A 21,205-nucleotide genomic window follows, 5' to 3' on the forward strand; every position below is an offset into this window, starting at 1 on the left:
GAACCATCGGCCTGCATATCGCAAGGTGCGCCTGTTGCCGGCGGTGGCATTATGCTGTTGCCAATTCGCAATGTTTGGCGCATTTGGACGGCGGAATCTGTGCCTTTGGCAAGAAGGTCTGGCAGAATTACGATAATCAGGTGCAGACGCGCGGAGTTGCACCGGAACCGAAACAGGCGAAGGCATGAGCCTAGGGATCAAAAACGAAAATCACGGCCGCGCACCGCGCATCCTGCTATATAGTCACGACACGTTCGGCCTGGGTCACCTGCGCCGGTCACGCGCGCTGGCTGCGGCCATAACACAAGCCGATCAACGCGCTTCGGCCCTCATATTGACCGGTTCACCCATTGCCGGACGGTTTACTTTTCCGCGTCGCGTTGACCATGTCCGTCTACCCGGGGTCACCAAACGCGCCGACGGCTCGTATGCTTCGCAGACCATCGGCATGGGCATCGATGATGTGACCGAGTTGCGCGCAAGCCTGATCCAGACATCTGTCGAACAGTTCGACCCCGATGTGCTGATCGTCGACAAAGAGCCTACCGGTTTTCGCGGTGAGCTGCTGCCGACGCTTGAGTATCTTGAAAACTCCTGCTCAACCAAATTGGTTCTGGGCCTGCGCGACGTTCTGGATGAGCCCGAAGTACTGGCCGCCGAATGGGAGCGTAAGGACGCGATCTCGGCGACTGAACGATTCTATGATGAGATCTGGGTATATGGGTTGCGATCGGTCTACGATCCTACACAAGGCCTTCCCCTCAGCCCGGCGACGCAACAGCGCATTCATTGGACAGGGTATCTACGTCGCGATCTTGGGCCGGTTGGTGAGCCACCAGAACAACCGTATATCCTGATCACCCCTGGTGGTGGCGGCGATGGCAAGGCGATGGTCAATTTGGTGCTGTCCGCATATGAAAAAGACCCGGATCTGTCACCCCGCGCTGTGCTGGTCTATGGGCCCTTCCTGTCAGGCGAACTACGCGAAGATTTTGAAACCCGTGTCGCCGCCCTAAATGGCCGTGTGACCGCCGTTGGTTTTGAATCGCAGATCGAGACGCTGTTCGCTGGCGCCGCCGGTGTGGTCTGCATGGGCGGATACAATACCTTCTGCGAGGTTTTGTCCTTCGACAAACGCGCCGTCATTGTTCCGCGCACGACGCCGCGGTTGGAGCAATGGATTCGTGCCTCGCGCGCCGAGGATCTGGGTCTGGTACGCATGCTGGATGAAAACCGTGACGGTCTGACAGCGGATGCAATGATCCGCGCGATCCGCGCCTTGCCCCATCAGCCGCTGCCTTCGCAGGCCATTCGCGCAGGGCTGTTGGACGGGCTAAGCTACGTCACTCATCGCATAAACGCGCTGCTAGGCGCGGAACAAGAGCGCGCCACCGGATGACGCGCGAACCCCCCAAGCTGGCGGTGCTGGTCAAAGGCTGGCCGCGCCTGTCCGAGACGTTCATCGCGCAAGAATTGGTGGCCTTGCAGGAGGCAGGGCACAGCTTCGATATCTGGTCGTTGCGCCATCCGACCGATACCAAGCGCCATCCTCTGCACGATCGCTTCAAGGGGCAGGTGCATTACCTGCCGGAATACCTTTATGAAGAGCCTGAGCGGCTGGCGACTGCGCGAGACATTGCAGCTCGTCTGCCCGGATACGCGCAAGCTTACCAGGTCTGGCGGCAAGACCTTCGCCGAGACCCGACTCACAACCGAATTCGCCGGTTTGGTCAGGCCTGCGTATTGGCCGCTGAGCTGCCCGATCAAACGCGGGCGCTGTATGCGCATTTCATGCACACTCCGTCTTCGGTCGCCCGCTATGCGTCTATCATGCGCAGCCTGCCCTGGAGTTTTTCGGCGCATGCCAAAGATATCTGGACCTCACCAGACTGGGAAAAGCGGGAAAAGCTGCAACTGGCCTCTCACGGCGCCATCTTCGGGGCAACCTGTACCGCCATTGGTGCCGCACATCTGCGCGAACTGGCTGATGATCCTGCGCGGGTAGAACTGATCTATCATGGGCTGGACCTGTCGCGGTTTCCTGCACCTCCCCAGCAGTGTTCGCGTGCAGAGGATGCACCCTTTCACATGCTGTCAGTCGGGCGTCTTGTCGAAAAGAAGGGCTTTGACCGGCTTCTCCAAGCTTTCGCGCTACTCCCCAGATCGCTGAATTGGCATTGGACCCATATCGGCGGCGGAAATCTGGGCGATGAGTTGAGCGCACAAGCCGATGCCGCAGGGATTTCCGATCGGATCACGTGGATGGGGGCTTGCGATCAACCGGAAGTCATTGCCGAGATGCGCCGCTCTGATCTGTTTGTCCTGCCCAGCAGAATTGCTGCCGACGGCGACCGCGATGGTTTACCCAATGTTTTGATGGAAGCCGCGTCCCAGCGCCTCCCGATCCTGTCAACGCCGGTGTCAGCCATCCCGGAGTTCATTGAATCCGGTATTCACGGTCAGTTGTCAGCAGATGACCCGACCTCTCTTGCCTCGGCTATTGCGGGTCTCGCCCGGAACCCGACCAGAACGGCCGAGATGGCTGAGGCCGCGTATAACCGGTTGATCGCCGACTTCCGGATGGACCCGGGCATACGTCGCTTGTCCGAGCGGCTTAGCGCCTTGTGCGCGGACGAGCCCTGATGGCGCGGGTGGCTTTCTATGCACCGATGAAGTCCCCCGACAGTCCCAAGCCCTCGGGTGATCGCGAAATGGCCCGCAACCTGATGCAGGCCCTCGGCGCTCAGGGAGACATTGTTGAGCTGGCCTCGCAATTGCGGATTTACGACAAGGCAGGCGACCGGGCACTTCAGGACGAATTACGTCGCAAAGCAACGACCGAGGCTGCACGACTGGCTGAGGAACTGCCCTCTGACACGAACCTGTGGGTGACTTATCACAACTACTACAAGGCCCCCGATCTGCTCGGCCCGGCCGTGAGCCGCGCAAGAGACATCCCGTATGTGCAGCTGGAAAGTACCCGCGCCACCAGCCGGCTTGCAGGCCCATGGGCTGATTTTGCGCAAGCGGCGCATGACGCGTGCGACAGCGCGCAGGTGATTTTCTACCACACTGCCAACGACCTGATCACGTTAGAACGGGAAAGGTTCGGTACGCAGGCGTTGGTGGAACTGCCTCCGTTTCTTCCCATCACGGAATTGCCCCCTGTTTCGACCCGTGATGGGCCGATGCTGACCGTGGGCATGATGCGGCCGGGGGACAAGCTGGCCTCGTACGCCATTCTGGCCGACACGCTGGAACATCTGACAGGGGATTGGGCGTTGGACGTGGTAGGCGATGGCCCGGCCCGATTGGAAGTCGAGGCGCTGATGGCGCGGTTCGGACCTCGTGTCCGGTTTCTGGGTCAGCTGGATCGGGACACGTTGCAGGCCCTGTACCGCCAGGCGTCCTTGTTCGTTTGGCCCGGGGTCAACGAAGCCTATGGAATGGTCTATCTTGAGGCCCAGGCCTGCGGCGTTCCCGTCGCAGCACAAGATCGCCCCGGTGTTCGTGATGTGCTGATACCTTCCGATCATCCCGATACCGTATCGGGTGCCAAAGGGTTGGCCGCGCGTATACAGAGGTTTCTGGACCATCCCGACCTGAGCCAGTCTGAGGGCAATCGTGCCCGCGCCTATGTCGCGCACCGCCATCTGATGCCATCCGCCACCGAGCGGTTCTGGACCACTGTGCGCCCATTGTTGGAGAAAAACCGATGACCCGCCTCGCCCTTCTGCGACATGGACACACGGATTGGAATCGCGCGGGTCGCATTCAAGGGCGCAGCGACATTCCGCTGGATGCCGACGCCCGGGCTGAACTTGCGGGGTATTGCCTTCCTTCGCCATGGATCGCAGCATCAATCTGGTCCAGCCCGCTAAGCCGCGCGTCTGAAACAGCGCAGTTGGTATCGGATAAAGCGCCCAAAACATCTCAGGCGCTGACTGAGATGAATTGGGGCGATTGGGAGGGACGGCGCGGTGCCGAACTGATCGAAATCCCCGACAGCGGTTATCGCCACATCGAAGACTGGGGCTGGGATTATCGGCCACCGGGCGGTGAAAGCCCGGCTGAATTATGGGCAAGGCTTAATCCATGGTTGACCGAGTTGCAGGGAGACAATCTTGCGGTCTGCCACATCGGAATCATGAGGGTGATATTGGCCAAGGCCTGGGGCTGGAATTTTGCCGGCCCCGCGCCGTTTAAGATCAAGCGCAACAGACTGTTTATCGTAAACCTGGACGAAATGCGGCCTGAACCCGAACCGGTTCGATTGATTGCGCGTGAGGTTTGACCATGAAGGTGATGATCGTTGTTACCCATCTGTTAGGGACCGGACACCTTAGCCGGGCCCTTACATTGGGGCGCGCGTTCGCCGAACAGGACCACGAGGTGTTTGTAGTCTCGGGTGGCATGCCTGCGCCTCAGCTTGGCACACGTGGATTATCATTACTGAATTTACCGCCGCTGCGGTCTGATGGCACCGATTTCACCCGCCTGCTTGATCAGAATGGCGCTGTGGCCGACTTGGCCTACTTCGCTGCGCGCACAAACGCCCTGACGCAGGCGGTAAGCAGCTTCGGGCCGCAGGTTCTGATCACCGAGCTTTATCCGTTCGGGCGGCGCTCTTTGGCCGCGGAGTTCAAATCTGCATTGAAAGCCGCACGAGACCTACCTCGGCCACCCGTCATCCTTGGTTCGATCCGTGACATTCTTGCGCCGCCATCGAAGCCCGCAAAGGTAACCCAAACGGATGAGGTTATCGCAGAGTTTTACGACGGCGTTCTGGTCCATTCCGACCCCAAGATCACCGAACTTGAAGTCAGTTGGCCTGTCTCGGATCAACTGGCATCGCGCCTGCATTACACCGGTTTCGTGGCCCCAAGTGCTGCGCCAAGTCATCCGGATGGCATAGGCCAGGGCGAGATATTGGTCAGCGCAGGTGGCGGGTCGGTCGGCCAGCCGATCTTTCAAGCGGCCATCGAGGCCGCCCGAAAGATGCCCAACTGGCGCTGGCGCCTGTTGGTGGGCGGGCAGGATGCCAATGCGCGGATCGCCGAGCTTTCGCAAATGGCCGAGGGTTCATCGGTTCTTCTTGAAACCGTCCGCCCTGATTTTCGCCAAATGCTGCCGCTTGCCGCCGCCTCGGTCAGCATGTGCGGTTACAACACCGCCATGGACCTGCTGCAAAGCGGTACCCCGGCGGTTCTGATCCCCTTCGATGATGGCAAAGAGGTTGAGCAATCTTTGCGCGCGCGATCTCTTTCGCAGTTGAACGGGATCGAGGTGCTTAACAGTTCTGACCTGACCGCCGGCTCGCTGGCCAATGCGCTGGAGCATGTCATTTCGAGTGTTGAACGCCCCCCGATGACCGAAGGGTTTGATGGCGCGCGCCGGTCAGTGGATATTGCAGTGAGCTTGTACGAGGCCAGCCGATGAGGCCTGATTGGCGCCCCTTGCAGTCAGAGTTGCGGCGCTGGCAGGATGCAGGATTGACCCTGCCCTTGTGGTGGCGTGATGACGATGCAGTTGCAGTGACACCACAGATAGAAAAGCTATCGGCCATGTCAGACGAGCTCGGCCTGCCAGTCCATCTGGCGGTAATCCCGCGTGAGGCGCAGACGGCGCTGGCAGAGTATGTGTCGGATCAGTCTGTTTTGATCCCGGTTGTGCATGGCTGGGCGCATCAGAACCACGCGCCTGCAGACGAGAAGAAAGCCGAATTTCGCCTGCACCGGCCCCTTGAAGCGGTAGTTGCAGATGCCGAGGCTGGATTGTCCCGGCTGCGAGGTTTGTTTGGTGCGCACCTGCGACCGATGTTTGTTCCGCCATGGAACCGGATCGACTCCAAAGTCGCCATGCAGCTTCACGGGCTGGGCTATCGGGTTCTGTCGACGGCTACCCCCCGAAAGATACTGCTCGCAGCGCCCGGCCTCGCGCAGGTAAACACACATCTCGATCCAATCGACTGGCGCGGGACGCGCGGTTTAATCGACCCTGACAGACTGATCGAACAGACGGTTGAGCTGCTGCATGACCGACGCACCGGTCGCGCAGACAATGCCGAAGCATTTGGGGTGTTGACGCATCATCTGGCCCATGATCAGGACATCTGGACGTTTACACAGGATCTGTTGCACAGGCTGCTTGATGGACCGGGCACACCCTGGACCGCACCACGCAACTGAACTCGCAAGGAGAGCCCGAATGAGCCGACTGGATTCCATGCTGCGCCGCCTGACGGCGCAACGCGATGGGCTAAACTGGGCCGCCGCACAGATCGGCACCATGGAAGGGGACGTTCTGGACCTGGGGCTAGGTAACGGACGTACCTATGATCATCTGCGAGAGATCCTGCCCTCTCGGCGTATATGGGTGATGGATCGCGTTTTGCAGTGTCATCCCGACAGCACGCCACCGGCACAGGATTTCCTGCAGGGTGAGGCCGAGCCGATGTTGCGTAAACTGGCGGACGCAGGCCAAACAATCGCGCTGGCGCACTACGATTTCGGCCGCGGGATCAAGTCCGAAGATGTTGCGGAAGCGGCGCGCCTCAGCCCTCTGATCAAACAGGTCATGCGACCCGGTGGGTTGTTGATTTCAGGGCAACCGTTGGCGGGTTTCGCGCAGATTGAAGGCCCCGAGACCATCGCGCCCGATCGATATCTTTTCTATCGCGCCTGAGTAGGCTTTGAACTGGCGGGTTTGTATATTGAATCTATCGATCAGATTCACCGCAGTCAGGCCTATGCATTGACGCGAGTCGAGGGTATACGCCACCGCAACAGCACACCCACATGAGGCCAGTCATGAGCTTTGACCGTTCCATCAAGATCGCTCCCTCGATCCTGTCAGCCGATTTCGCAAATTTCGGACAGGAGATTCAGGCCATCGAAGCGCAAGGGGCGGATTGGGTTCATGTAGACGTGATGGACGGCCACTTTGTCCCAAACCTCACTTTTGGTCCCCCAGCGGTCAAAGCGTTTCGCCCACATGTTAAGACCGTCATGGATGTGCATTTGATGATCACTCCGGTCGATCCTTATATTCAAGCCTATGCCGATGCGGGCGCTGATGTGCTGACCGCGCACGTCGAAGCGGGGCCGCATTCGCACCGCACGCTGCAGGCGATACGCGCTGCGGGAATGAAAGCAGGGATCGCGTTGAATCCCGGGACGCCCGCCGAGGCCGTCGAGCACCTGTTGGACCTGACTGATCTGGTGTGCGTCATGACCGTCAACCCCGGCTTCGGGGGGCAAAAATTCATCGACATGACCGCAAAAGTGCAACGTTTGCGCGAGATGATCGGCGACCGACCGGTGCATATCGAAATCGACGGCGGTGTTGATCCCAAAACAGCCCCTCTGGTGGCCGCTGCAGGCGCTGACGTGTTGGTCGCCGGATCAGCAGTTTTTAAAGGCGGGTCAGTTTCAAACCCGTCGGTCTATGGCGACAATATTCGCGCTGTGCGGACTGCTGCCGAAGGTGCACTGGGTTAAGTTAACAACAAACCCTCCCGCCAGTCGTCGACGTTTCTTACGAAACGCCTCCTCCTGTTGGGCCTGGCATCGCGCTTTGCGCGATGCCGGGCCCAAGGCGGCTAGCAATATTGGCGCAGCCAATGTTGCGCAGGCGCGGGAGCCTTTGCCCCGAGACTTCAGGCACCTTTGTTGAGATCATCAAAGCAGCGGTTCTCGGCCACCAGTTGTTCAAGCAGGGGTGCAGGTTGCCAGAAATAGGCATCTTCTTCAGCCCACTTGCGGATATCGTTCAATACGCCCGGCAAACCTTGCAAATCTGCCCATTTCAGCGGCCCACCCCAGTAGCGCGGAAAACCGTAGCCATAGAGCAGCGTAACGTCCACATCCAGCGGTCTACGCGCGATGCCGTCGCCTACCACCTTCGCCGCCTCATTCACCATCGCGACCATATAGCGACGGATGATCTCCTCATCCGTAAACGCGCGTGGAGTTATGTTCTGAGCCGCACGCTCGGCTTCGATCAATGATGTCAGCTCGGGGTTCGGCTCTCCACCCCGCTTGCCATTTTCATATATGTAATAGCCCTTGCCGGTTTTTTGGCCGAAATGTCCGGCCTCGCACAGCTTGTCGGCATAGAAACTGTCGCGAACGCGTGGATCCTGGCCTGCGGCCCGTTTCCGCTTGCGCGCCGCCCAGCCAATGTCCAATCCGGCCAAATCTGACACTGCATAGGGGCCCATCGCAAATCCAAACCCGGTCAGCGCAGCATCGATCTGGAATGGGCTCGCCCCATCCAGCACCATGTGATCAGCACAGTTCCGATATGTGCCCAAAATCCGATTACCTATGAACCCGTCGCACACACCTGCCCGAACGGCCACCTTGCCCAACCTCTTGCCCAACGCGAAACCCGTTGCCACAACTTCGGGCGCGGTGTGATCCGCCACCACGATCTCAAGCAGTTTCATCACATGTGCTGGGGAGAAGAAATGCAGACCGATGACATCCCGTGACCTTTCGGTCGATCCGGCAATTTCGTTGATATCAAGGTATGAGGTATTGGTCGCCAATACCGCACCGCTTTTGCAGACCGCATCCAGTTGCGCAAAAACCTTTTTCTTCACTGCCATGTCCTCGAACACGGCTTCGATCACCAGATCGACGCCACTCAGTGCGTCATAGTCCGTGGCCAGGGTCAGCCGGTTCTGCAGAATATCATCATGTTTGTCCTGGCTCAGCTTTCCGCGCCTCATGGCGCCAGCCAGATTTGCCGCGATACGATCTTTAGCGGACCGCGCTGCCTCGTGTGACATCTCAAGCAGCACGACAGGAAGCCCCGCCAGCAGAACTGAGGTGGCAATCCCAGCGCCCATCGTGCCGCCGCCGATGACGCCGACCTGTTGCAGGTCCCGCGGCTCGACCCCATTTAACTCGGGCAATTTTGCAACCGCACGTTCCGCAAAGAATGCGTGGATCAACCCTTTGCGCTGATCCGAGGCCATCAGGTCCATGAACAATTCCCGTTCGCGAGCCAAACCGGATGCAAAATCCTCGGCCTCGCAACTGGCTTGTATTGCCCGCACTGCAATCGCAGGCGACAGTTGGCCCCGGCCCTTCTTCAGCACCGCGTTATAGGCCGCATCAAAATCGATTGGGGCGGGCCGGTCCATATCGCAAACAGGACGCCGAGGTGCATCGGTTGCAAGCAGCTCTCTGACATAGGCCAGGCCGATCTCGCGCGGATCACCATCCTGAACTTTGTCCAGCACACCCATCTCAAGCGCTTCTGGCGCACGAACGTGCCGCCCCGTCGTGATCATGTCCAATGCAGCCTCGACTCCGGCAACACGCGGCAAGCGCTGGGTGCCTCCAGCGCCAGGAATGATACCAAGATTAACCTCGGGCAACCCCACCTTCGCAGACGGCACGGCAACGCGATAATGACAGGATAAGGCAACCTCAAGCCCACCACCAAGCGCGGTTCCATGCAACGCAGAAACCACCAGCAAGGGCGACGCCTCAATCCGATCACAGAGTGCGGGCAGCCACGGGTCCTGTGGCGGCTTGCCAAACTCGCGAATATCTGCGCCTGCGAAATAAGTCCGCCCCTCACCATAGATCAAAACCGCGCGCGCGCCCTCTGTTTCGGCGCGTTCGATCGCCGACAACAAACCCCGGCGCACATCCACGCCCAGCGCGTTAACAGGTGGGTTCTCAGCCGACAAAACGGCGATATCGCCCACTTTCTCATACCCGATGACTTGGGTCATATGATCGTGCCTCCTCAGACGAAATGCGATGCCAGTAGTAAATCGGGGAATCCCCGGACACGGCGCGATCAAAGACTGGCCCGGTCTGCGTTCGTATTCAACTATATTTTCGACCGATCGTTCGGTTTATTTGATTTTCTCGGATTTAGTACCATAATCACGCGGTTCATGCCCGGAACCAACCTTTTACGTTGCGGTAGAACTTGCTTCGCGGCCTCAGAGCAACGAAGCGCAAAGAACTGCAGTGCTTGGTCTGAACTCGCACGGAACCCGAGGGCGCGATCCAAATGGAAACCCAGCTAACAGGGCCTTAATACTTGTTTGGGAAGTTCTGGTAGCGGAGGAGGGACTTGAACCCCCGACACGCGGATTATGATTCCGTTCACCTACTGATTTCGCTGTAAGTCTCTACAGTCTATGGCCGTCCACAATTATCCGACCCTACCCCAATTTAGTTTGTAAATACCGAGCTCTATATATTTTTCCCCGAATAGTTATTGTCTACAGTTGTCCATAATTGTCCGCCACAATCCAGTTGATTTTGTCCCCATGAGTCCCCCAGAGCGATGAAGAAGATGTTAACGAACAGATACCTTGAAAACCTTACCACAGCTTGGATTGGCACGCGTAAATCGAATTGATGATGAGGCTGAATCCGACTTCCGGCAGCGTGTTCACTTGGAATCGGTTCAGACACGTTCGGGAAATGGTGACCCATTCTATCAACAGTTGGATACTCCGACGCTTGAAGCGTGCGGAGAAGCGCTTGATGCGTTCATTTCAGCGCACGATCCGAATTTGTTAGCCGAACTCAAAGGCAATGGAGGTTCATATGCCTAATCTAACTAACCGACTACAGAAGCTCGAAGTGCATTCATTAAAATCGAAGGTACACTACACATGGGTGGAGCCGGTACTGACCGAAGAGCAACTTAATGCCCATGTCCAAGAAGTTCGGTGGAAGAAAGGCCTGTCGGACGATACTAAAATCATCGCGTTTCGTTGGATGTAGTCAGTGGTTTGAAGCTGGTGACGCTTTGCAGTTTTGTTGCTGCATATTTAAGCGAGAAAACAAGGCTATCTCCCAAATACTACCGACACGGGGCGGCTAGAACCATCACCCAGATGCGATCCGCCGCCTCGTACAGCGCGAACTCTTCGGCCTTGCGTGACAGCATATTAGCACGATGCCCCCGCGATTGCGCCCAAGCTGACATCACAGCGTCCAAACCTTTCTGCCCCTTGGCGATGTTCTCAGCCACAAAACACCATTCGTAGCCTGCCTTGCGCACCCTTTGGTCCACGTCAGACCCATTGGAGCCGGTATGCGAAAAGAACCCCTTCTTCACCATGTCCTCAGCATGAGACTTGGCGGCTTTCTCCAACTTCCGACTATAGACTAACCCTTGAAGCCCTTGGCTTTTGCGAAACGTGTTTAGTTCGTCCGCTGCTATAGGATTTGCAGCGAGTGGCGCGGGCAAAAGAATCGCCAGAATCAACAACAAACGCGTCAGCATTTTTCCACCAGGTTCTGTCTATAATGGCCCACGCGGGTTAATTGAGAGCATGTTGATTTCTCGCACTTCTTGACGATCTTAAGCTATCGCACCAAAGATTCAATTTCCTAGAGGGTAGCCCCACAGGCTGGAGTTACGACGCGTCAAACTCGTACCCCCTCATTGAAATCGCTAATCCCATCACGACGCGCCGCACCTGTTTGGTATCGGTGCAGCGTGTTTGAATTGTGTCTGAGATAAGAAAATAAGGGGTCTACGGGAATCCCCCAATTTTGGACAATGCGCTAACGGGGTAGATTGGGTTTAACGGAACAACACTACCACTCCGGATACCCCCTCAAGAGAGAGGGGCTGGCTAAGACCCCCTCATCCAGCCCCTCACCACCTTCACTCTCAATCATTTGTGAGACGGTGGGTTCTTCCCCTACCCCCGAACCGGGAGGCCAGTGCAGTATACCACAATTGGCCCGCCATATTCAGCCCGCTATAAATGGGGGGTTCGGCACGCCAATTGTTAGAACGCATAGATATCTTCGCTATCACATCAACTTAGTCGGATTTCGGCTTTGAGCCTACTACTACCGTCTCGGTGATTTTGCGAGCACGGTAGATACGGCGCGCATTTTTCTACTTCTTGTTATCGCAATTGCCCCCAGCACTAAGGTACATGCAAAAGCTTGAGGCAAAGAAATGGCTTCTCCAAAGGCAAAAAATCCAACGGCAAACATCGTGGGTAACTCGATGCTCCCGACTACAGCAGTTTTGGAGGCTCCGATGACAGGTGAACAAATCGTATAGATAAGCTGGGACACGAATGCGGTGACAAGTCCAATACCAACTATGAGAAGCCAATCGAATTTTTCACTTGGGAGAAGCTCTCGAACTTCGGCGCCAAGGATGGGCGGCGCAATGCCAAGAACGGACCCTAGAGAAACTGACGCCATACGCGCTAACGGCGCAATCCGTGACAACCTGTGCACCAAGACACAAATTCCGTAGCCAAACCCGAAAGGAGCGGCAAGTGATATCAGCAGCGTTGGTACGTACCCTGTAGGGACTGACACGGGCGAGCCAGCAATGAAAGCCGCGACCAAAATCAGAGAGCATAGGCCAACATGGCGCGTCGCGTGGGTGCATCGCCAAACACAGCCCAGGCGATGACTAGGGTAAACACCGGATAGGTCATGTAATGCACACCCACTGTCGAAGCGGGCAACTTCTCCAGCGCCGTCACCTATCCGATCCAACCAAGTCCTATCATGGCTCCGGCTGACAGGCCCCAAGTTATCTCTCGCCATGCTTTTCGGTGCAGGATGAGAACAGGAAGCAGAGGAATTGCCGCAACAATATAGCGATAAAATGCGACAGCATAAGGTGCGACGCCTTGTTCGGTCAGGCTGCGGCTAAAAATAGTGAACCAGTCCGAAACAGATTGAAGCAAAAAGAACACCAATAATCGCAAATGCTTAAGGGATCGACGGTCGATGTCGCGCAGATGTCTTTGCCATAGTTTGGAGCTATCACGCATTTGCTATTTCTTTTTAGACATTCGACGAGCCACAGCTTTGTCCTGCGTAGCAGCTTTTGCGTCGCTCCCATTTTGCTGACTTTAAATGTCTACTTCGAGCCCAAAGCGGTAGTACGTTGTCTGCACCATTCGCTTATGCTGCAACACATTGGTCGCAGTCATTAGGTGCGTCGCAGAAGAAAAGCAGCCAATCTTTGAGAAAGTTCTCTATTTTTCTGTGGTACAAAGACAATCAGTCTTAGTGACTTCGAAAACGCGCTGCCTGAAAGACGGCAGAATTTTTTCTCTCACGACTGGTAGACACTATCGATACAACCAAGTGAGAACGAGTTTTGCACTAAAACGCCAATGCCCACCCCTGGTAACACTAAGTTCAAATTGTCGTCCCAATGATGTGTATAAAATAGGCTGAAAGTTCTTTTGCGAAGAGAGCGGTCATCAATCGTTGTAACTTGCTGATCGGCTCAGAATAGGAACTAAGTTAGGCCGTCTCTATGGCGATCACAGACACATTGTCCCCAGCGCCCCCATTAAGTGCAAGTTCTACCAAATTGTCCGCAGCCTTTGCAATCGGAGACACTGACAATTTAAGACACAACGCCGAAAGTTCACAAGAGTTAACGAGCCCATCAGAACATAGAAGAAATCGGTCGCCGCGTTGTATGGCACCCTCAACCGCGTCCAACTCAAGCGCCGAACCTACACCAACTGCACGCGTGATGATGTTTGATTGTGGATGATTGGTCGCTTCACCCCAACTAAGCTCACCCAAGGCAACAAGATCCGCGACCAGTGAGTGATCCGAGGTCAACAACTCAAGATTCTGGTTGCGCATTCTATAAAGTCGGCTATCACCGGCCCAATAGCAAAGGAACCAAGTATCAGCGACTAGCAGTGCGACTACTGACGCACCAATAGTGCATTCAGAGCTTCTTACGCTCTCTTGCCGGACAGCCCCATGAGCGTTCACAAGCGATTTCCGAAGAATTTCTGCCTGTTTGTAGGGATCCTGGCACAAGGCCATCTCAGCGGCGCTATCCACAACCGATTGCGCAGCAAAATCGCCCAAGTTATGTCCACCCATACCATCAGCGATCACCCAGACCCGGTGCTCTGGAAGTGCAAGAAGGCGATCCTGGTTGATATCACGTTCTAGACCAACATGTGTCGCCGAGCTGAAACTACACTGGAACATGGGTTCTTTTCCGAAACACTGCCGACCCTTCAACGGCGTGCCGACAAGGAAGATCGATTAAAAACATCTGCTGGCAACTCTGCGATTTGAGTATTATGGAATAGCTTCTCCTGACACTGTGTCGCGCAGTGTTCTTGTCTGTGAATATCTAATCACGGCTTGCCTAGACTGTGTAAAAGGGACGCCAAGTGACACTGCGCCATTGCCGATCAATGTCACACTCTCGCGTCTAGCCAATATCTCCCTGCCTTCTTCAAGACGAACGAAGCTGCCTAATGAACTGTGGTCTCTCAATACCACGATTCCATTCATTAGGGACACTGTGGCATGTTGCCGTGACACCCAAGGTTGCGAAACAATTAAATCGACATCGATGGATCGTCCCAGAGACATTTCTTGCCCTTCAGACAACTCCTTTATGATGGAGTTATGGATCAGCTTGAGACGCAGCGCTCGGATTGACGCCGAAGAGGAGTTGGCAATGATCATTGTCTGTTCGGCCGGATTTTCAGCCAGATGTGAATAGACTTTCAGTCGCTTGCTCAGCCCTTTGAGGCTCAGAGTATCCACTTCTCGCAAGGTCTTGCGGTTAGACATGTCAAGCTGATCGAAAAAAAGTTCATGAACTAGCACTTCATGTGATTTGGCAAGTGACGCAAGCCGCGCTGCCGTGTTGACAGGCTTTCCGTAAATGTCGTCGGGCAAGCGCAGCATCCTGCCCCAGCTAAGCCCTGCATGCACCTGGAGTGTATGTTCACTGGTCCTTCTTGTGGTCGCTTTGGCCGCTTCAAGAGCGGCATCAGGGTTTTTGAAGAACGCAAGAACATCGTCGCCTTTGGAATGGAGAAAATCACCACCCAGATCACAGACTTGCTCACGTATTTCCTCGAGACAAAGACTAATTTCTCGATACGCTTCTTGCTCTCCCACTTTCTCGAAAAGCGGAGTGCTGTTGGACACGTCTGCCATAAAAGCCGCGCCGACAACTTGCATCTGTCATTCTCCCTGACGACCGGCCCTTGAAGCCCCGAAAACAGGCAACTAGGGATTTTTCGGGCCTTGTGATACTCTCACAAAATCAAACTTTCAGCAATTGCATTCGAAGGGGGCGTAGTAGACCATGCCGTATTTTGGAATGATATCTGTATTCACATTGATCATCACAACCGGTTTTTACGGGCACGCTTTGGCGCAAGATTCCAATGCCTGCCCGGTGGACGGTTGCGATGTGGAAATAATATCGGTTTCTGGTCAGGATGGCGAACTGGCAGTAACTTTGAAGGCAAATTTTGTCCCAGACATCTCCAAGAATCACTTTCACATCTGGTGGGGCGAACTTTATGACGTGAGGCAGGTAAGCAACAATGCAGAGACCGTCTACAATATGTCACAAGGCGATTGGCACCCAACTGACGCCTATCCCAACTACACGACGACTGGTGTTACTTCAGTGTCGCAGCGCAGAGGGGGCGTTTCGTTGTGCATCTCTGCGGCAGATCGAAACCATGACATAGTTGACCCCGAAGTTTTCCACTGCGTCGACGTGTCTTCAAACTTCTGACGCGGGTACAGAAATGGAGCTACCGGCATACATCGGGCGCTACGTTGTCCGCCGGGAAATCGCGCGTGGCGGCTTCGCCGTCGTGGCGTTGTCTTGGGATGAGGAACTTGCCACAGACGTTGCGATCAAGATTCTTCTGACACGTGGGAAAAACGATAACGCTCTGAAGGAGCGTTTCATCGAGGAAGCGCGGCTGCTGCGCCGGATACAATCCTACAACCTCGTTGGGGTTCACGACATCGGTCGGCTGTCAGAAGGCAACCCCTATTTTGTCATGGATTATGCCGACCAAGGTTCGCTGACATCCCTGATGAAACAAAGACAAGACCCCGATTGCGGCTTGCAGCAGTATGATATTTTGCAGTTGGTCGACGCAATTTCATCTGGGCTTTCGTCGATGCACCGCGCTGGTGTTGTCCATCGCGACATAAAGCCGGACAACATCCTTTATCAAACGGTTGGGTATCGGCCTTCTCAATACCCCGCTTCCTCTGTGTCGGAAGATCAAACAGTTGTCGACCCGATTCCTACGCAAAAACGCGCCGGCCTAGATCGAATCATGATCGGCGATCTAGGCATTGCAAGCGAAAAAAGTGGACAGAACGCCTCCTCAATGTTTATCAGCGGCACGCCCGCTTATATGGCACCAGAGCAGTTCAACGTTGACCAAAACGCTAGTGCTGCTGCGGACATATTCGCAGCTAGCGCCGTAATATGGTACGCAATCACCCAGTCCCGGCCACCAGAACCACACAAGCTGGACGAAGCCATACCGGACCATCAGGACCACTGGCGAGATTTCTTCTTACGCGGCATGGCAGCGGACCCGCTTGAACGCTTCGTAGACATTCAATCTTGGAGCAGCGCCGCCCATGACATAATGGCACGTGTCGCGGCGGAGGCGCCTGATCCGACCATTGCGCGCCTCAGTGCAGAGGCTGATTTGCAAATGGAAACGGATTGCCCCTATCATGGGCTAAGCGCGTTCCAACCTGAGGATGCAGATAGCTTCTTTGGTCGTGAAGAACTTGTCGCCGATCTATTAAATCGTTTAAAAACAACCAAAGTGCTAGTGGTAGGAGGAGCGTCCGGAAGCGGCAAAAGCTCTTTGATCCGGGCCGGTGTCATCCCTCTATTGCAACAAGGCAGGGTACTGCGAAGCGAAACCTGGCGAATCGAACTATTCACGCCGGGGCGAGATGCACTTTCAGAGTTGTTTTTTCGTCTGCGAGGCACAGAGGGATCAGCGCGTGTTCTACTCAATGAATTCCTCGCTCGGCCCTCCATCGCGCGCCAAGTTCTTCAAGATGCAAGTGTCAGGCCCATCCTTCTAGTAATTGATCAGTTCGAAGAGTTGTTTACACTCAATGACAAGCGCGCGGCTCAAAGTTTCGTGGAGGCCCTTTCCGCGATTACAGACCCCGCCGACAGTCAGGTCCAAATAATTATCACACTGCGCGCTGACTTTTATGAGAAATGCGCGGCAATTCCTTGGCTCGCAAAAGCTGTCAACCAAAATCAGTTACTTGTCGGCCCGATGTCAGAAAATGATCTGCGCCGCTCTATCATTGAGCCCGCAAGACGCGCTGGTCTCTATGTTGAACAGCATCTCGTTGACGCAATCGTCGCGGACGCGGGTAACGACTCTGGTGTTTTACCCCTAATTTCCCATGCCCTTGTTGAGACTTGGAAACGCAAGCTGGGTGGAACTCTTACATACGAAGGTTATCGCAGCAGCGGTGGGATGGCGGGGGCAATTCGCCAGACCGCTGACTCAATCTTCGACAATGACTTTTCAAAGAAGGAACGCATAGTTGCCGAGCGCCTACTTCTCAATTTGGTGACGCCAGGCGAAGGAGGTGCTGACACTCGAAGAATTTTGCAGCGTTCCGAGTTGCAGGAAGACCCGGACCCAAAAGTGATGGATCGGGTGACGAAACGATTGACCGAAGCCCGGCTCTTAACTTTGGACAATAGAACCGTTCAGATCACGCACGAAGCATTGTTAAGGTCTTGGCCTCGTCTCAATCGCTGGATCGAAAGATCCCGCGGAGATCTGAGGTTGCGTTTACGGATCGTCCAGATGGCCGATGAATGGGTCGAAACAGAACGCGACCCAGACATGCTTCTGAGCGGAGCGCGTCTAAGCTACATTCTTGAGTGGTTCGAGAACAACAAAGACAAAGCCGGTGCCAAGGAGCAAGAGTTTCTGCTTGCAAGCGCGCAGGCGCGCGACGATGTGCAAAAGGCGACAAATGAGCGGCGGAAAAAACGGCGTCGACTTCAAGCTTTGGCGGTTTGTGCGCTGGCCGCTCTTACAGTCGGCACGACCGCCGCGTCAATCGTTGCATTCAACCAGTCACGACAAGCAAAAAAAAGCGCGATGCTGGCCGACTCGGCAACTCTTGTGGCAAACGAGAGCTTAGCCAGTGCTCTAGGAGCCGCGGCGGCCGGTTTTGCTACGGACGACCCCCTGCTCGCGCTCAACCTCGCAGCGCAATCTATTGGTCAGTCGCGTGGCGCACGCACGACCTATGACGCTCGAGTTGCCATGCTAAAGGCACGGAATTCTCTTGCTACCGGGCTTCCTGTTCCTGTTGGTGAGCCAGTCGTAGTTGGGGACGCGCTTTCGGTTGCCATATCTCCAGATCAACGTTTCGTAATAGTCGGTCGGCGCGATGGGACGGTACGCATACTTGACAGCGCAACGCGACGGCAAGTTGGCGATGATCTCGACGGTGGAGTCGGAGGAATCCAAGACATTTCGTTCTCGCCCAGCGGAGCAGGTTTCGCCACCGTCGGCGACAGCGGGCGCATTGCTTACTGGTCGTTCAACGATGGACTTCCTGATGCTCCAATCCTTATTGGAGAGGCGAGCGATATTCAGTGGCGTCTCGCTTTCCATCCTAGCGAGCCGGTTCTAGCCACCGTTGGTGAGGATGGGAAAGTCTCTCTCTGGTCCCTAATTGGCGATGACGCAGTAAAGCGCTTGGTTCTGGCGCATCGCACTGGTGATTTTACAAGTGTAGCTTTCAGTCCGGACGGCTTATCTATTGCGGCGGGCAACGGTGCTGGTGAAATCCGCGTATGGCAGTTTCCGTCAGGTAACGAAAAGTTTCCCCCCTTGAAATCGGTACATTCTAGCGATGTCTGGTTTGTGTCTTTCAGTCCGGACAGCTCGATCATAGCAACCGCAAGTAGCGATGGTAGCTCCGCGTTGATCCACTCCGAGTCCGGAGAAATGCTCGGTATGGCCTTCCCTGCCAAAGATCAGATTAGTTCCGTGGAATTTATGCCCGATGGATGGAGCCTCGTCGGTGGGAATAGCCATGGTCGCCTATTGATCTGGGATGTTCTCTCTCAGACTTTAGTCGCGGAATCTACTTCCGGTCATTCCGGGCGAATCCTCGATGTGGCAATATCCTCCGATCTTTACACTGCTGTGACACTCGGCGCCGATCAGAATGTCCGGTTTTGGCGAGTTGGCCCACGTCCAGATCTAGCTTTAAGCTTCGCTGCGCATGACGATGGAAAGCCGAAGGGAGTGGCTCTGAGCCCGAGCCACGTGTTTTTTGGCGACACCAATGGAGCTGTCGCGGGTTCTCCAATGGATTTGCCAGCATTGTCACTGGGGCCATCCCACCAACATCAGGTTTGGGCAGTAGCTCTGTCACGGGATTACAGGCAGTTGGCGACCGCGGACCGCAAAGGGCAGATCGTAGTTTCGTCGCCTGACTTTTTGGGCGCTCAAATTAGATTTCCTGCGCTCGGCGAAGCAATCTGGTCGCTATCTTTCACATCAGATGGAAGTAGCCTTCTAGCTGGTGCGGAAGGTGGTGCGCATCTGATTGATGTTTCAACCGCTGAAACACTGCGTCGCTTTGCGCTCGACTACGGTAGTGTTACCAGAGCAACCATGCACGCTGATTCATCTAGAATAGCGGTTTCCACAAGCATGGGTGAAGTGCTCGTTTGGCCAACTGACCAGACTGCAATGCCCCTGACTTTGAAGGTATCGGATAATCTCGTTTGGTCAGTGGCCTTCAACCCCGATGGATCACTGCTGGCCGCTGCGGACAGCGACGAAACAGTGTCAGTCTGGCGTCTGGAAGATGGAATGCGGCTGCAGAACTTCACAGGCCATGCCCGCGGAGCCACGGACCTCCTTTTTTTGCACGATGGCGCCAGCCTAGTAGCATCCGACAGAAGCGGTGGGCTGCATGTCTGGGACCTGAGCTTTGGAAAATTGATTGGCCGCATTCCAAATGCACATGCAGGAGCCATCTGGCGTCTAGCAAATCATCCAGATGGGCAGCAGTTTGCAAGTTCCGGTGAAGACGGAATAGTGCGTATTTGGGATGTTCTGAGCACCAAGGCAGCATGCAACCTGAGCGATGGCGTTTTAGGGACGCAACAACACGAGCAATATCTGGGAGCGGCACGCGATGATGTCTGCGCCAGCCTTAGATCGCAGTGACTCTATTCACGATTTATTGATGCAGGCTTGCGCAGTGATACTCCGGCGCTGTGAAGACTGTCATTGGCAATCTCGCTTCAATAAGGCAAATGACGCTGCACCAGCAAAAGGCAGCTTTGTCCCGCATACCCGACATTCGTTCCATTGTCGGACTGGACTGGGGTTCAACCACTGGACTGGGGTTCAACCAAAGATAAACTGATCCGCAGTGAAAGACCATGGATATCACAACTGAATACAATGAAATAACTGATGACATTATCTCGATGTTTTTGGACACATTCTCCGCATCGGAAGGACCCAAAGCTGGCGGACTGATAAAGGCGTTGGTCACCGAAATGCTGTCTTCGCTGACCACTAACGACATGCTCGTGTTCTCTGCGGTTGAGAACGGGGACGTCTTGGCCAGCATCATCTTCACACGGATGACATATCCGGAAGATGATCGAACGGTATTCATTCTGGCGCCAGTCGCGGTCTCAACCGATCGGCAGGGTAAAGGGCTTGGGCAACGCCTGATTGGTCACGCGCTTCAAGCTCTAAGAGACAATGGGGTTGATGTTGCTTTGACCTACGGGGAAAACAACTTCTATTCGAAGGTGGGCTTCGCTCACATTACAGAAGCCGATGCTCAGCCGCCTTTGCCACTCCAGTATCCGGAGGGATGGCTTGGTCAATCCCTGACAGCAGATCAATTCACCCCACTCAAAGGCACTTCTCGATGCGTTGGTCCACTAGATAATCCAAACCACTGGTAGTGCGTGAGTCGGTAAATGAAGGCTTCCTGCTCAAGAACTGGGGTTCCTTCTCTTTGTAGTATAGACATACCCGTTGCCTTCACTCACTGGCAGAAACGACTTTCTAGCGCTGGCGCATTTTAAAGAAGTGGGTCTTTGAGCAGGCGTAGCGAAACGATGGTTTGTCCGCGCGGCAGGCATCAAACCGTTAGAACCGCGTCAATTTCCAACCTAATATGTCAGATGACTGGTTTGAGCCCAGAGTTACTGTTCCTACGGACTGAACCAAAGTCGGCTTTCGTTAGCTCTGCGCCTCATAGCAAAGCGGATAATCTCAGTAAGATCGGCGGCAGGTCTCAATTGACCCGCCCCATCTGAAGACCGCAAACCTAACGCGGCTTGTATCGCAGATCTGCGATGTTCTAATGCTATGGACAAT

The 21,205-nt window shown here is 55.3% G+C and carries 17 protein-coding genes; 11 read left to right on the plus strand and 6 right to left on the minus strand.

The features are described 5' to 3' along the window. Window positions 1–184: 184 nt before the first annotated feature. The 8 genes from ACR0AU_RS16775 (at window position 185) to rpe (ending at window position 7,499) form a co-directional block, all read left to right on the plus strand. Window positions 185–1,399, plus strand: coding sequence for a hypothetical protein (locus ACR0AU_RS16775; protein WP_170424455.1), 1,215 nt, complete (start codon window positions 185–187; stop codon window positions 1,397–1,399). Continuing rightward, complete coding sequence (locus tag ACR0AU_RS16780; protein WP_170733315.1) at window positions 1,396–2,643, plus strand: glycosyltransferase family 4 protein; 1,248 nt, start codon at window positions 1,396–1,398, stop codon at window positions 2,641–2,643. The genes ACR0AU_RS16775 and ACR0AU_RS16780 overlap by 4 nt, the downstream gene beginning before the upstream one ends. Further along, on the plus strand, window positions 2,643–3,719 hold the full coding sequence (locus ACR0AU_RS16785) for a glycosyltransferase family 4 protein (RefSeq protein WP_480592046.1): 1,077 nt from the start codon (window positions 2,643–2,645) through the stop codon (window positions 3,717–3,719). The genes ACR0AU_RS16780 and ACR0AU_RS16785 overlap by 1 nt, the downstream gene beginning before the upstream one ends. Then, window positions 3,716–4,294 carry a histidine phosphatase family protein gene (locus ACR0AU_RS16790; protein WP_170733317.1) on the plus strand — a complete coding sequence of 193 codons (579 nt, stop codon included), beginning with the start codon at window positions 3,716–3,718 and terminating at the stop codon, window positions 4,292–4,294. Before ACR0AU_RS16785 ends, ACR0AU_RS16790 begins: the two co-directional genes overlap by 4 nt. Before the next feature lie 2 nt (window positions 4,295–4,296). Then, a complete protein-coding gene (locus ACR0AU_RS16795) occupies window positions 4,297–5,439 on the plus strand; it encodes a glycosyltransferase family protein (RefSeq protein ID WP_480795976.1) in 1,143 nt (380 codons plus the stop codon). Further along, on the plus strand, window positions 5,436–6,188 hold the full coding sequence (locus tag ACR0AU_RS16800; protein WP_170733319.1) for a polysaccharide deacetylase family protein: 753 nt from the start codon (window positions 5,436–5,438) through the stop codon (window positions 6,186–6,188). Before ACR0AU_RS16795 ends, ACR0AU_RS16800 begins: the two co-directional genes overlap by 4 nt. Before the next feature lie 19 nt (window positions 6,189–6,207). Continuing rightward, the gene (locus tag ACR0AU_RS16805; RefSeq protein WP_170663930.1) at window positions 6,208–6,684 is read left to right on the plus strand and encodes a class I SAM-dependent methyltransferase; all 477 of its coding nucleotides are present in this window, start codon (window positions 6,208–6,210) and stop codon (window positions 6,682–6,684) included. A 125-nt stretch (window positions 6,685–6,809) separates the two neighbouring features. After that, a complete protein-coding gene (gene rpe, locus ACR0AU_RS16810; protein WP_170511244.1) occupies window positions 6,810–7,499 on the plus strand; it encodes a ribulose-phosphate 3-epimerase in 690 nt (229 codons plus the stop codon). 158 nt (window positions 7,500–7,657) lie between these two features. Here rpe and ACR0AU_RS16815 read toward each other — a convergent pair whose 3' ends face one another. The 6 genes from ACR0AU_RS16815 to ACR0AU_RS16840 form a co-directional block, all read right to left on the minus strand. Continuing rightward, window positions 7,658–9,751: a 3-hydroxyacyl-CoA dehydrogenase NAD-binding domain-containing protein gene (locus ACR0AU_RS16815; protein WP_480795977.1), complete on the minus strand. Its 2,094-nt coding sequence runs from the start codon at window positions 9,749–9,751 to the stop codon at window positions 7,658–7,660. 1,091 nt (window positions 9,752–10,842) lie between these two features. Then, entirely contained in the window at window positions 10,843–11,268 is a 426-nt protein-coding gene (locus tag ACR0AU_RS16820) for a CAP domain-containing protein (protein WP_480438842.1), read from the minus strand. Between the two features lie 1,096 nt (window positions 11,269–12,364). After that, on the minus strand, window positions 12,365–12,502 hold the full coding sequence (locus tag ACR0AU_RS16825; protein WP_480593521.1) for a hypothetical protein: 138 nt from the start codon (window positions 12,500–12,502) through the stop codon (window positions 12,365–12,367). Beyond that, on the minus strand, window positions 12,503–12,796 hold the full coding sequence (locus ACR0AU_RS16830; protein ID WP_480438846.1) for a hypothetical protein: 294 nt from the start codon (window positions 12,794–12,796) through the stop codon (window positions 12,503–12,505). A 481-nt stretch (window positions 12,797–13,277) separates the two neighbouring features. Further along, on the minus strand, window positions 13,278–13,991 hold the full coding sequence (locus tag ACR0AU_RS16835) for a protein phosphatase 2C domain-containing protein (RefSeq protein ID WP_170733321.1): 714 nt from the start codon (window positions 13,989–13,991) through the stop codon (window positions 13,278–13,280). A gap of 93 nt (window positions 13,992–14,084) precedes the next feature. After that, window positions 14,085–14,984, minus strand: coding sequence for an adenylate/guanylate cyclase domain-containing protein (locus ACR0AU_RS16840; RefSeq protein ID WP_170733322.1), 900 nt, complete (start codon window positions 14,982–14,984; stop codon window positions 14,085–14,087). A gap of 127 nt (window positions 14,985–15,111) precedes the next feature. Between ACR0AU_RS16840 and ACR0AU_RS16845 the strand changes: the two genes are divergently transcribed. From ACR0AU_RS16845 to ACR0AU_RS16855, 3 genes are all read left to right on the plus strand, one after another. Beyond that, window positions 15,112–15,552, plus strand: coding sequence for a hypothetical protein (locus tag ACR0AU_RS16845; RefSeq protein WP_170733323.1), 441 nt, complete (start codon window positions 15,112–15,114; stop codon window positions 15,550–15,552). Between the two features lie 13 nt (window positions 15,553–15,565). Continuing rightward, complete coding sequence (locus tag ACR0AU_RS16850; RefSeq protein WP_480593513.1) at window positions 15,566–20,029, plus strand: nSTAND1 domain-containing NTPase; 4,464 nt, start codon at window positions 15,566–15,568, stop codon at window positions 20,027–20,029. Between the two features lie 218 nt (window positions 20,030–20,247). After that, window positions 20,248–20,787, plus strand: coding sequence for a GNAT family N-acetyltransferase (locus ACR0AU_RS16855; protein WP_480795978.1), 540 nt, complete (start codon window positions 20,248–20,250; stop codon window positions 20,785–20,787). The last annotated feature ends 418 nt before the right edge of the window (window positions 20,788–21,205 follow it).

It is taken from the genome of Ruegeria sp. CG1, assembly GCF_056537265.1.